This window comes from Comamonas sediminis, assembly GCF_041107495.1.
GTDB classification, from domain to species: Bacteria; Pseudomonadota; Gammaproteobacteria; order Burkholderiales; family Burkholderiaceae_C; genus Comamonas; species Comamonas sediminis.
This window is the reverse complement of record NZ_JBGBDC010000007.1, coordinates 217292-229526: the sequence shown is the minus strand read 5'-3', so window position 1 is coordinate 229526 and position 12235 is coordinate 217292. Positions and strand designations below refer to the sequence as shown.

11 protein-coding genes are annotated in these 12235 nt (G+C 67.3%); 1 reads left to right on the top strand and 10 read right to left on the bottom strand.

Going from position 1 to position 12235, the window contains the following annotated elements:
• Positions 1–23: 23 nt before the first annotated feature.
• On the top strand, positions 24–1397 hold the full coding sequence (locus AB7A72_RS17045) for an LLM class flavin-dependent oxidoreductase (protein WP_369460662.1): 1374 nt from the start codon (positions 24–26) through the stop codon (positions 1395–1397).
• Between the two features lie 96 nt (positions 1398–1493).
• Here the strand turns inward: AB7A72_RS17045 and AB7A72_RS17040 are convergent, their stop codons facing one another.
• The 10 genes from AB7A72_RS17040 to AB7A72_RS16995 form a co-directional block, all read right to left on the bottom strand.
• Entirely contained in the window at positions 1494–2105 is a 612-nt protein-coding gene (locus AB7A72_RS17040) for a peroxidase-related enzyme (protein ID WP_239810191.1), read from the bottom strand.
• Positions 2102–2620 (bottom strand): CMD domain protein, encoded by a 519-nt coding sequence (locus AB7A72_RS17035; RefSeq protein WP_312414092.1) that lies wholly within the window; start codon positions 2618–2620, stop codon positions 2102–2104. The genes AB7A72_RS17040 and AB7A72_RS17035 overlap by 4 nt, the downstream gene beginning before the upstream one ends.
• 14 nt (positions 2621–2634) lie before the next feature.
• Positions 2635–3942, bottom strand: a complete 1308-nt coding sequence (locus tag AB7A72_RS17030; protein WP_369460661.1) for an acyl-CoA thioester hydrolase/BAAT C-terminal domain-containing protein — start codon at positions 3940–3942, stop codon at positions 2635–2637.
• Complete coding sequence (locus AB7A72_RS17025) at positions 3942–5510, bottom strand: ABC transporter substrate-binding protein (protein ID WP_369460660.1); 1569 nt, start codon at positions 5508–5510, stop codon at positions 3942–3944. Before AB7A72_RS17025 ends, AB7A72_RS17030 begins: the two co-directional genes overlap by 1 nt.
• Positions 5511–5581: 71 nt before the next feature.
• Positions 5582–6610: an ABC transporter ATP-binding protein gene (locus AB7A72_RS17020; protein ID WP_369460725.1), complete on the bottom strand. Its 1029-nt coding sequence runs from the start codon at positions 6608–6610 to the stop codon at positions 5582–5584.
• Positions 6611–6615: 5 nt separating this feature from the next.
• The gene (locus AB7A72_RS17015) at positions 6616–7644 is read right to left on the bottom strand and encodes an ABC transporter ATP-binding protein (protein WP_369460659.1); all 1029 of its coding nucleotides are present in this window, start codon (positions 7642–7644) and stop codon (positions 6616–6618) included.
• Positions 7641–8579 carry an ABC transporter permease gene (locus AB7A72_RS17010; protein WP_133856797.1) on the bottom strand — a complete coding sequence of 313 codons (939 nt, stop codon included), beginning with the start codon at positions 8577–8579 and terminating at the stop codon, positions 7641–7643. Before AB7A72_RS17010 ends, AB7A72_RS17015 begins: the two co-directional genes overlap by 4 nt.
• Positions 8576–9550 carry an ABC transporter permease gene (locus AB7A72_RS17005; RefSeq protein ID WP_239810185.1) on the bottom strand — a complete coding sequence of 325 codons (975 nt, stop codon included), beginning with the start codon at positions 9548–9550 and terminating at the stop codon, positions 8576–8578. Before AB7A72_RS17005 ends, AB7A72_RS17010 begins: the two co-directional genes overlap by 4 nt.
• Complete coding sequence (locus tag AB7A72_RS17000) at positions 9547–11034, bottom strand: SidA/IucD/PvdA family monooxygenase (protein WP_369460658.1); 1488 nt, start codon at positions 11032–11034, stop codon at positions 9547–9549. The genes AB7A72_RS17005 and AB7A72_RS17000 overlap by 4 nt, the downstream gene beginning before the upstream one ends.
• An 11-nt stretch (positions 11035–11045) precedes the next feature.
• Positions 11046–12047: a LysR family transcriptional regulator gene (locus AB7A72_RS16995; RefSeq protein WP_239810183.1), complete on the bottom strand. Its 1002-nt coding sequence runs from the start codon at positions 12045–12047 to the stop codon at positions 11046–11048.
• Positions 12048–12235 lie beyond the last annotated feature (188 nt).

Below are 12235 nucleotides of genomic sequence, written 5' to 3'. Positions count from 1 at the left end.
AGCACCGTGACGGATCCCATCGCATGAGCAGACAGCCCCGGCGTGAACTGCGCCTCAACAGCTTCCAGATGGCTGCGCCCTCCCACAACTGGGCGGGCCTGTGGAAGCACCCGCGCGACAACCAGGCGCAATACCACCAGTTGCGCTACTGGGCGGACATGGCCCGCACCGCAGAGCGGGGCCTGCTCGACGGCATCTTCATTGCCGATGTGTTCGGCATCTACGACGTCTACGCAGGCAATGCCGATGCGGCCCTGGCGGCCGGCGCCCAGTCCCCGCAGCTGGACCCGACGATGCTCATCTCGGCGATGGCGCTGGTGACCGAGCACATCGGTTTTGGCGTGACGTCGAGCCTGAGCAACGACCACCCCTTCTCCTTTGCGCGGCGCTTCAGCACCCTGGACCACCTGACCCATGGCCGCCTGGGCTGGAACATCGTCACCGGCTACCTGGAGAGCGGCGCGCGCGGCCTGGGGCGCGACAGCCTGCGCGACCATGACGAGCGCTATGACGTGGCCGAAGACTTCATGGCCGCGATCTACCAGCTCTGGGAAGGCAGCTGGGAGGCCGGTGCTGCCGTGCGCGACAAGGACAGCGGCGTGTTCAGCCACCCCGAGCGCGTGCATGCGGTAGCGCACGACGGCCCCTACTACCGCGTGCATGGCCGGGCGCTGGCCGAGCCCTCGCCCCAGCGCACACCCTTGCTGTACCAGGCCGGCAGCTCCGCGCGCGGCCAGCAGTTTGCCGGCCGCCATGCCGAGGCCTGCTTCATCAATGGCCCCACGCCTGCGGCGGCCGCCAAGTCGGTCAAGGCGCTGCGCGATTCGGCACGCGACGCCGGCCGCGATCCCTACGATCTGCTCGCCCTGCTGGGCGCCACCGTGATCGTTGCGCCCACCAACGCTGAAGCCCAGGACCTGCGCGACGAGTACCGCCGCTACCTGGACAGTGCCGGCCAGCTGGCGCTGGTCTCGGGCTGGACCGGCATGGACCTGTCCCGGCTCGGCCTGGACGATGTGCTGCCCTTCGCGAAAACCAATGCCATCCAGTCCACCGTGGAGCACCTGACCCGCAACACGCCACAACCGCCCAAGGTGCGCGATCTGCTCGATTTCAGCCCGGTCGGTGCGCGGGCGCCGGTCTTCATCGGCTCGCCGGCCGATGTCGCCGACCAGATGGCCCACTGGGTCGCCGAGAGCGATATCGATGGCTTCAACCTCGTGCGCACCGTCATGCCCGAGAGCCTGGACGCCATCGTCGATCTGCTGATCCCCGAGCTGCAAAACCGGGGCATGTTCAAGACGCGCTATGCGGAAGGGTCCTTGCGCGAAAAGCTTTTTCCGGCAGGGGGCCAGCTGCTGCCGGCCAGCCACCCGGGGGCTGCTTACCGGCGCTGATGTTCCAGCGGGCGCTTACCTCAACTATCCCAAAAAACAACCCCCATCGCCCGGCAAAGAGCGATGGGGGATGGCATATCAGCGCACTAAGCCGCTTCAGGCTTCCGGCATCAGCGGCTCGCCCAGGTTCAGCATCAGGCGGTTGGCCCAGGCAAAGATGGCGTCCGAGTGCAGCAGGTCCAGCACCTCGCCGTCGTTCAGGCCCTCGGCCTTAAGCGCGTCGATGTCGGCGGCGTTGATGGCGGCGGGCTGCTCGGTGATCTTGATCGAGAACTGCACGATGGCCTTTTCACGCGCGGTGGTGCCGGCGGTGGCGGGCTGCTCGAACACCTGGGCAATGGTGTCGCTGCGCTTGGCCAGCTGCTCGAAGCGCTGCGCATGCACCGAGGCGCAGTAGACGCAGCCGTTGATGCGCGATACCACCGTGGAGCCCAGCTCGCGCTCGGCACGCGAGAGGCCGCCGGGCGCATACATGATGGCGTTGAAGGCCGTGGAGCGCTCGCGCAGGATCTGCGGCTGGTGCACCAGGAACAGGTAGTAGTCCGAGGTTTTGGCCTTGGGGTGGCTCTCCTCCAGCACGGCCATCTGGTCGGGCGTGGCCTGGTCGAGCTGGACCACATCGAGCCAGGCCTTCCACTCCAGCGATTCGTTGGTGAAGCCGTGGGCGCGGATGACCTGGGCGGGTTGGAATGCGGCGGGCGTGCTCATGCGGTGGCCTCCTCGGATGCTTTCATGGCTTGCAGGCCGGCCACAAGGCGGACCTGGTACGAGAGAAACGCGATCAGCTGCGACAGTGCCACGACGGCCGGCGTGCTGATGCCTGCGGCTGGCAGGGTTTCCAGCGCGGCCTTGTCGCCGTCGATCGGGTTCTCGATCAGGGTGCGGGTAAAGGCCAGCATCGCTGCCAGGCGCGGGTCTTGCGCATCCTGGGGTTGGCCGGTCTCGGCCACGGCGATCAGTGCGGCATCCACCGGCAGCTGCTGCAAGCGTTCGCGGTAGTGGGCAACCAGTTCGGGGGCGGGGGTCAGGCGGCAGGCATAGAGCGCGACCAGCAGGCGCTCGGCCAGGCTGATGCCCGGCAGCGCCGGGTCAAACAGGGCCTGGTAGCTGCCCTGGGTGGCAGCCACCACCTTTTCACGCTGGTGGCGGGCCGCGTAGGTGCGGCTGCCCGGTGCCAGACCGACCAGCCGGTCGATCAGGTCATCGCTGGGGGATGTGGACATGCAAGACTCCTTGGTTATGTTTTTGCAGCGCCGGCATGGGCCGCCACCGCACGTGCTAGAAACTGCAGCACGCCCTGCCAGGACGCGGCATCGGCATGGGCGTTGTCGGCCGGGTTGCCGCCGCCGGTGCTGACCTTGCCCGAGACCGGGTGCGCATAGACCAGCTGCGTGGTCGGCACATAGGGGAACAGGATGGCGTGGCCGGCGCGCTCGAAGTCCAGCCACTGCACATCGTGCGGGTGCTGCACCTCGGCCAGCTTGTCGCGCACCATCTGCGAATACACGCTCGACGGCCAGGAGCCATCGTCGGTGGCCGACAGCAGCATCACCGGGCCCTGGATGCGCTCCACCGGGATGCGCGCACGCGCCACCGCCTCGGCATCGAGCAAGGCGGTGCGCATCGCGCGCTCATGGCGGTGGGGCGATGGGCCTTCGTCAAACGGGGCCCAGCTGGCAGTGCGGTTGTTTTCCCAGATGTGGGTCAGCGGCTGGCCGTCCAGCAGCCAGGTCGGGCCTTCGCGGCCCACCTGCGGGTCGCAGGCGTTCTGGCCGCTGTGCACAAACGCGCTGGGCACATAGCCCACCACCGCCGATACCTGCTGCGCAAAGGTCGCCCCGAGCAGCAGCACCAGCTCACCGCCGCGCGACTGGCCGCTGAGCGCGACAAAGTCATGCGCCGGTTGCACCGTGCGGCGCAGCCATTGCAGGCCTTTTTCAAAATACTCCAACGGGGTGTTGGAGATGTAGGGCGACAGCCCCGGCGCCTTGAAATACGCCAGTGCAAAGGCCGCATAGCCGCGCGATGCATAGAGCGCGGCGCGCGGCTCGTTGATGCCGCCGCCCGAGCCATTGACGATCATTACCGCCGGGTGCGGACCGGGGCCGGCGGGCAGGTACAGGGTGCCGACCAGGCCGTCCTCGCGCACCTCGCGGCGGGTCACGCCGGGCGCAGCGAGCTGCTGGCTGAAGCGGGCCTGCGCCTGCGCAGTGCCAGAACTGGCCTGCAAGGTCGTCACCAGCGCATCGGTCACCGGCTGGTTGAACAGCTCGCGGCTGGAGGATTGCACCGGGCTTTGCGACCAGACCAGACCCATGCCATCGACCCCGGCATAGCTGCCGGAGACGGGGGCATCGCGGTTTAGATCCACGGTCCCCTGCGCATCGGCGATGAAGCGCGCCTGCGCGCGCCACAGCACACCACTGCGCGGGGTCTCGGCACGGATCTCTACCGCCTCACCGGGCTGGGCGCCTTCGATACGGATGTGGCGTGCCACATCGATCAGCGCGTCCGCCTGGTCAACCGTGATGGACAGCTGGGCCATCAGGGTGCCACCTTGGTCACCATCGATGCGGTGGTGCGGTCGCTGCTGAACGGGGTGACCTTCAGGCCCTTCTTCGCGGCCCAGATATTGCGGTAGTGGAACAGTGGGATGATGCCCACATCATCGGACACCACCTTGGCCGACTGGCGCAGAATGCTTTCGCGCTTGGCCATGTCGAACTCTTCGGTGGATTCGGTCAGCGCCTTGTCCACCGCCGGGTTGCTGTAGTGGCCCCAGTTGGAGGCGCCCAGGCCCTTCTTGGCATCGACCGTGGCCAGCACGTTCACCAGCGCATAGCTGGCTTCACCGGTGCCATTGCCCCAGGCGAGCATGCTCATCGCATATTCGTTCTTGTTGGCGCGGCCCGAGTACACGGCCCATGGCACCACCTCCACCTGGGTCTTCACGCCAATGCGGGTCCAGAACTGGGCCACCACCTGGGCCGTCTCAGGGCCTTGCGGGTAGCGGTCGTTGGGCACATGCATGGTCAGCTTGAAGCCTTCGGGGAAACCGGCATCGGCCAGCAGCTTCTTGGCCTTGGCAGCATCAAACGGAATGTTCTTGATGTCGGGGTTGTAGCCATAGGTGTTCTTGGGCATCCACTGGTTGGCCTCGGTGGCCGCGTCCTGCAGGATGCGGTCCACGATGGCGCCCCGGTTGATCGCCAGGTTCAGCGCCTCACGCACGCGCTGGTCCAGCAGCGGGTTCTTGGGCAGCGGCTTGCCAGCGTTGTCGGTGATGAAGGCATTGGGCGCCGGGTTGAAGCTCGGTTGCAGCAGCATCACGCGCAGGCCGTCGTAGGGGTAGACGGTGACGTTGGGCGCGTTCTTCAGGCGCGCCAGGTCGGAGACCGAGACCTTGTCGATCACATCCACATCGCCTGCCAGCAGCGCGGCGGTGCGCGATGCGGCATTGTTGATGTAGCGGTAGTTGACCTTCTCCCAGATCGGCTTGTCACCCCAGTAGCCATCGTTGCGCTGCATCACCACGCGGTCGCCCGGCGTGTAGGACACCCATTTGTAGGGGCCCGAGCCGACCATGGCCTTGCCCGCGTTGTAGTCTTCGGTGGCCGATTTCTCGCCCACATGCTTGCTGACGATGTGCACCGAAGCCAGGTTCAGCGGCAGATCGGGGTTGGGGATATTGGTCTTGATGATCAGCGTGTGCGGGTCCTTGGCGGTCACCGATTCGACGGTACGCAGGTAGCCGGCAAAGGTGGCCACGCTGCCGGCCACGCCGCGCGCGCGCTGGTAGGAGTAGATGACGTCTTCGGCGCTGAAGGCCTTGCCGTCCTGCCATTTCACATCGGTGCGCAGCTTGAACTCCCAGGTCTTGGGGTCCAGGTTCTTCCAGCTGGCGGCCAGGCCAGGCTGCAGCTTGTTGTAGTTGTTCTGGACCAGCAGGTCCCAGAAGTGCAGGTCCACCGAGCGGTCGCCGGCGTGGTTGTTGAGCTGGGGGTCCATCGACGAGACCGGGTCGGCAAAGCCGATGTTCAAGGTCTGCGCATGGGCAGCCAGGCCAGCGCCCATCAGGGCAGCGGTGAGGGAAGAGACGATGATGCGTTTCATGGCGAACTCCTGGTGAAACTGTGAAAACGGTGCAAAGAATGCGGATAAAAAGGTGGCGCTCAGCTGAGCGTTCAGGCGTCGTTCAAATGGCAGGCGCTTTGGTGCTGGATGGCGATGCCCTTGAGTTGGGGCGCTTCCACCGTGCAGCGCGGCATCGCACGCGGACATCGCGGATGGAAGTGGCAGCCGCTGGGAGGGTTCAGCGGGCTGGGGATTTCGCCCTGGATGGCCGAGTAGGTCTTGTGGCGGGCGTTCATGTTGGGCACCTCGGCCAGCAAGGCCTGGGTGTAGGGGTGGTTGGGCCGGGCAAACAGCTCTTCGACCGGCGCAGTCTCGATCACGCGGCCCAGGTACATCACCACCACCCGGTCGCAGATGTGCTCGACGACGCCCAGGTCATGGCTGATGAACAGATAGGTCAGGTGCAGCTGCTCGCGCAGGTCCATGAACAGGTTCAGGATCTGCGCCTGGATCGACACGTCGAGCGCGGCAACGGCCTCATCGCAGACCAGCATGTGCGGCTGCACCGCCAGTGCGCGGGCAATGCCGATGCGCTGGCGCTGGCCGCCGCTGAACTGGTGCGGGTAGCGGCTGCGCAGCGCGGGGTCGAGCCCGGCGCGCTCCATCTGCGCGCAGACATAGTCGTCAAAACCGGCCTGGTCCACCAGGCCATGGATGCGGGCCGCCTCGCCAACGATCTCGTCCACGCGCAGGCGCGGGTTCAGGCTGGCGTACGGGTCCTGGAAGATCATCTGGATGCGCAGGCGCTCGGCATGGCGCTCGGCTGGCGTGAGCGCCGCCAGCGGTTTGCCGGAAAAGCGCACTTCGCCATCGGACGGCGGCAGCAACCCGGCCGCCATGCGGCCCAGGGTGGACTTGCCGCAACCGGATTCGCCCACCAGGCCCACCACCTCACCGGGGCGCACCAGCAGATCGACCTGGTCGACCGCACGGGTCACCGGGTGGGGCTTTTCCAGCCCCAGGCTTTGCAGCAGGCGGCCGCCCAGGCCGGGCTTGTGCTCGCCAAAGCGCTTGCTGACCTGGCGCAGCTCGACCACCGGGGTGTCTGCGGCGCTGCCCTCCGCTGTGGTATTCGTCATCTCGTTCATGGGCGGGCCTCCAGGCCTTGCGGCGCGGTGGCACCCAGGTTGCTGGGGGCGCTGGCGGCCAGCGCCGGGTGGAAGCAGCGCACCAGGCGGCCGGGCAGCGGCTCGGTCTGCTCGGGCTGGGCCTGGCAGGCAGCGGTGGCGCGGGCGCAGCGCGCGGCAAAGGCACAGCCCGGCGGCAGCTGCAGCATATTGGGCGTCATTCCAGGAATCTGCTGCAGGCGGCTGCCGCGCCGGTTGTTGGCCGGCAGGCTGCCGATGAGGCCGGCCGTATAGGGGTGCAGCGGGCTGTCCAGCACGGCATCGACGCCGCCTTGCTCGACGATGCGGCCGGCATACATCACGGCCACTTCGTCGGCCAGACCGGCCACCACCGACAGGTCGTGCGTGATCCAGATCAGCGAGGTGCCCTGCTGGCGCGCCAGCTTCTGCACCTCGGACAGGATCTGCGCCTGGATGGTCACATCCAGCGCCGTCGTGGGCTCGTCGGCAATGATCAGATCGGGCCGGTGCAGCATCGCCGTGGCAATGGCCACGCGCTGGCGCATGCCGCCCGACAGCTGGTGCGGGTAGGCCTGCAGGCGCTCGTCGGGGCTGGCAATGCCCATCATCGCCAGGGTCTCGCGAGCCCGCTCCCGTGCCTGGGCCTTGCTGGCCGAGGTATGGGCGCGCACCGCTTCGATCATCTGCGTGTCCACGCGCAACACGGGGTTGAGCGTCATCATCGGGTCCTGGAAGATCATCGCGATGCGGTTGCCCTGCAGCTGGCGCAGCTCGCGCGGCTTGATCTTGGTGATGTCGCGGCCCTGGAACAGCACCTCACCGCCGGTCACGCGGCCCGGTGCATCGACCAGGCCCATGATGGAAAAACCGGTGACGGACTTGCCCGAGCCGGACTCGCCGACCAGGCCCAGGATGCGGCCACGCTCCAGGGTGAAGGACACATCATTGACCGCGCGCAGGGTGCCGGCGCGGGTCGCAAACTCGGTGCGCAGATGGCGCACCTGCAAGGTGGGCACGCTGCTCATCGGGTGTTCCTCGGGTTCAGGACATCGCGCAGGCGGTCGCCCACCAGGTTGATCGCCACGATGGTGACCAAGAGCGCAATGCCGGGGTAAAAACTGATCCAGTACTGGCCCGAGAGCATGAACTGGTAGCCGTTGGAGATCAGCAGGCCCAGCGAAGGCTCGGTCACCGGCACGCCCAGGCCCAGAAAGCTCAAGGTGGCCTCCAAGGTGATGGCGCGGGCGATCTGCAGGGTACCGATCACAATCAGCGGCGGCAGGCAGTTGGGCAGGATGTGGCGCACCATGATGCGCCAGTTGGGGATGTCCAGGCAGCGCGCCGCCTCGACATACTCGCGCCGGCGCTCGACCAGGGCCTGGCCGCGTGCGGTGCGGGCGTAGTAGGCCCATTCCAGGATCACCAGGGTCAGCACCACATTGCCCACGCCCTTGCCCAGGTAGGCAAGGATCATCATCGCCACCAGGATCGAGGGGAAGGACAGGATCAGATCGACCACGCGCATGATGATCGTGTCGGTCTTGCCGCCGGCATAGGCGGCCAGCAGGCCCAGCAAGGTGCCCACAACGCCGGCAATCAGCGCCGAGCCCACGCCCACCAGCAGGCTGATGCGCAGGCCATAGAGAATCGCAGAGTACAGATCGCGGCCCTGGCCGTCGGTGCCCAGCATGTAGTGGAAGCTGTCCATGCCATTGGCCGAGCCTGGCGGCAGGCGTGCATCGAGCACGTCGAGCTGCTGCAGGTCATAGGGGTTCTGCGGCGTGATCCAGGGCGCCACCAGCGCCGCCAGAATCAGCACCACGGCGACGACAAGGCCGAACAGCGCCAGGCGCGAGGCCATGAAATCCGCCACATGCGCGCGCCAGGGCGAAGGCTGGCGCAGCGCCGCTGCCGGGGCCGTGCCCACGGGGGTGTTCGCAGGGGTGTTGGTGCCGCTCATGCTGCGCCCTCCAGGCGCACGCGGGGGTCGAGCACCTTGTACAAGATATCCACGATCAGATTGAGCGTGACGAACAGGCAGACCACCACCACCAGGTAGGAGACGATGACGGGGCGGTCCAGCGCATTGATGCTGTCCAGAATCAGCTTGCCGGCGCCCGGCCAGGAGAAGATGCTCTCGGTCACCACCGCAAAGGCGATGGTCGAGCCCAGCTCCAGGCCCAGCACGGTGACCAGCGGAATCATCGTATTGCGCAGCACATGCAGGCCCACCACGCGCAGCGGCGACAGGCCCTTGGCGCGGGCGAACTTCACATAGTCCAGCGGCAGCACTTCACGCACACCGGCGCGCGTCAAACGGATCACCAGCGAGATCTTGAACAGCGACAGGTTGATCGCCGGCAGCAGCATGTGGCGCAGACCGTCAGCCGTCAGAAACGACCACTGCGCGCCGAGAAACTCCACGGTCTGGCCGCGCCCGCTCGACGGCAGCATGCCCAGCGAGACGCTGAAGGTCATGATCAGCATCAGGCCGACCCAGAACGTGGGCAGTGAAAAGCCCACGATGCTGCCGGCCATGATGGATTTGGAAAACCAGCTCTCGGGGTAGAGGCCGGCCAGCAGGCCCAGCGGCACGCCCAGCACCACGGCGATGACCAGCGCGGCAATCGCCAGCTCCAGGGTGGCCGGCAGGCGCTGCAGAATCAGCTCAATCGCCGGTACGTTGTAGACAAAGCTCACGCCCAGGTTGCCCTGCAGCGCACCGCCGACAAAGCCCAGGTACTGGCGCCACAGCGGCTGGTCAAAGCCCAGCTGGGCGATGATGCGCGCGCGCTCGACCTGGTCCACGTCCTGGCCGATCAAAATATCGACCGGGTTGCCGATGGCATGCAGGCCCACGAAGACGATCACCGTCATCAAGAGCACCACCACCAGGGCCTGCGCAAGGCGGCGCAGCAGCCAGCCGATCATGGTGCGTCCGCCTTGTCCAGCAGCGCGGCGGTCTGGCCGGGCGGCTCGGCCGGCGTCCACTCATCGCCAAACACCTCGGGGTCGCTGAAGGCCTGCAGCTTCTCGAAATGCCACTGCACATCTTCGGCATACAGGCGGCTGCTGATGCCCTGTGCCAGGCGCTCGGCGCCCACGCTGATCGCAGGAATATCGCCGGACACCGTGCCATGCGTCAGCGCCGCCGGGTAGGAGAACGCATGGATGCGCTCCAGCCCCGGGCAGGCGCCGGGAATCTTTGGCTGCAGCTCGAAGGCCGGGCCCAGGTCGGGCGAGTCGGACAGCTCCTGGTCGTCCTCGCCCTCGGGGTGGCGGAAGCGGTCGCCCCAGTTGCGCACATGGGCCGCAAAGGGGGCAAATTCGCTGCGCGCATTCCAGTCGATGCGAAAGCCGGTGGAGAACACGACAAAGTCCAGGTGGAACACGCCCTTGGAGGTGTGCACGCAGATCTCGTCGCCGGTCCATTCCATGCGCTCGATCGCGCAGCCCAGGTTGAAGCGGGCATTGGCATGGCGCGAGACGCGCAAGGTGCTGCCCCGGGGCGGCGGCACCTGCTGCACATTGATGTAGTGGCGGATCTTCCACTTCCAGTCGTCGGGCAGGTGCAGATGGCCATGGGTCAGGCCCGGGCTGCCAGCGCCCTTGCCCTTGTTGACGCGCGGAATATCGCTGCGGCGGATCAGCAGATCAACGCTGGCAGCGCCGCTCTCCAGCGCCGTGGCAGCACTGTCCATCGCCGAGGCACCGGCGCCCACCACGCCGATGCGCTTGCCGGCCAGCTGGGCGTAATCGGTGCTGTCCGACGAATGGGCCCAGCGGTCACGCGGCAGGCTGCGCGCCATCTCGGGCACATAGGCGCCGCCCAGGCCGTCGCGGCCGGTGGCCAGCACCACATGCCGCGCCAGCACCTTGCGCGCGCCGTCGGGGGTCTCCAGATCGAGCTGCACCACGCCATCGGCGCCGCGCGGGCGCACGGCCAGCACCTTGTGGCCGTTGTGCACCGGCAGCGCCAGCACCTGGCGGTACCAGCGCAGGTAGTCCATCCACTGCAGGCGCGGGATCTTGTCGAGCGCCTCCCAGGCCTCCAGGCCGAACTGCGACTCGAACCAGGCGCGGAAGGTCAGCGCCGGTTTGCCCAGCGCCGGGCCGGTGAGCTGCTTGGGCGAGCGCAGGGTTTCCATGCGCGCCGTCGTCGCCCAGGGGCCTTCAAAGCCGGCGGGCGACTGGTCAAAAATCTCGGCCGGCACGCCCATGAAGCGCAGCGCCGCGCACGCGGCCAGACCCGACATGCCGCCGCCGATGATGGCAACGGGCAGTACCGGTTCGCCCTCGAGCGCGGTTTCGGGCACCCAGTCCTTGGCGGGCAGGTCCAGCCAGGCCAGGTCCTGGCGCACCCGTGCTTCGAGTGCAGCCAGCCCGGCGGGCGGCAATTGGCGGTCGTCGTTCATGCGTGGTTCTCTCAAGGTTCTTGCGCGCCAGCAGCGGGCCGCTGGCCCTCTGGCAGCATTTCTTCCAGCAGCGCGGCGTGCTCTCGCGCGTCATGCAGTACAAAGCCGGGCAGCAGCGCCTGCGCCACCTCGGTCAAGGCCTGGCACAGCGCATCCATCGCCGGCGTGCAAGGCGTGGCCTGCTGGCTGACCACGCCAAACAAAAAGGGGATGTCGGTATCGAGCGGGCGCACCACCACGCCTTGCAGCGGCAGGCCCAGCGCCGTCACCGGCTCCAGCACCGAGACACCCAGGCCCGCGCGCACCGCAGCCATCGCATTCACCGAGGCATTGGTTTCCATGAACTGGGTCTGCCCGGGTTGCGCGCCCGGGCGGGCAGCGGCAAAGGCCTCATCGAGGCGGCCGCGCAAGCGGTAGGGGTTGGCCATGGTGATGATGCGGCGCTCGGCCAGCGCGGCGAGGGGTACCACGTCCAGTGCGGCCAGCGGGTCGCCCTCGGGCAGCACCGCCACGCAGGCAGCGCGGCCAATCCAGTGCACCTGCAGGCCCCGGTGCTCCAGCGGCAGGCTGCTCACGCCCAGCTGGGCGGCACCGGTCAGCACACCCTGGGCCACCTGCTCGGGCGAGGCGCTGCGCAGCTGGATGTGCGAAATGCTCTGCGCCATCGCGCCTTCCAGCCGCGCCAGCGCCGCAGGCACCAAGCCCGCGGCAAGCGCCGGCGTGGCCAGCAGGTTCAGCGGGCGTTGGCTGCCGCCTGCAATCTCGCGGGCGCGCTGGCGGATCTGCTGCAGGCTGTGCAGCGCATGGGCCACATCCTCGTACAGCAGAAAGCCTTGCTCATTCGGGGTGATGCGCGGTCCGTTGCGGCTGAACAGCGCATAGCCAATCTCCTGCTCCAGCTCCTGCACCAGGCGGCTGATCGCGGGCTGCGAACGGCCCAGCATGCGGCCGGCGGCCGTCACGCTGCCGGTCGAGATCACGGCCGCGAAGGCCTCAAGCTGGCGAAGTTCCATGGGTATTGAATGCGAAAACCGCATTCTGAGCTATTGAGTATGCAATCTACAAATACTAAATAGACATATCCAAATAGCAGAAGCGTATTTACCCGGGTACCGAGGCGGCGGCAGCCCGCAGGCAGCGCAATGCGGACGCAAAAAAAGGGAGCTTGCGCTCCCTTTGGCTGGCTTTCGGCCTGGGTGGA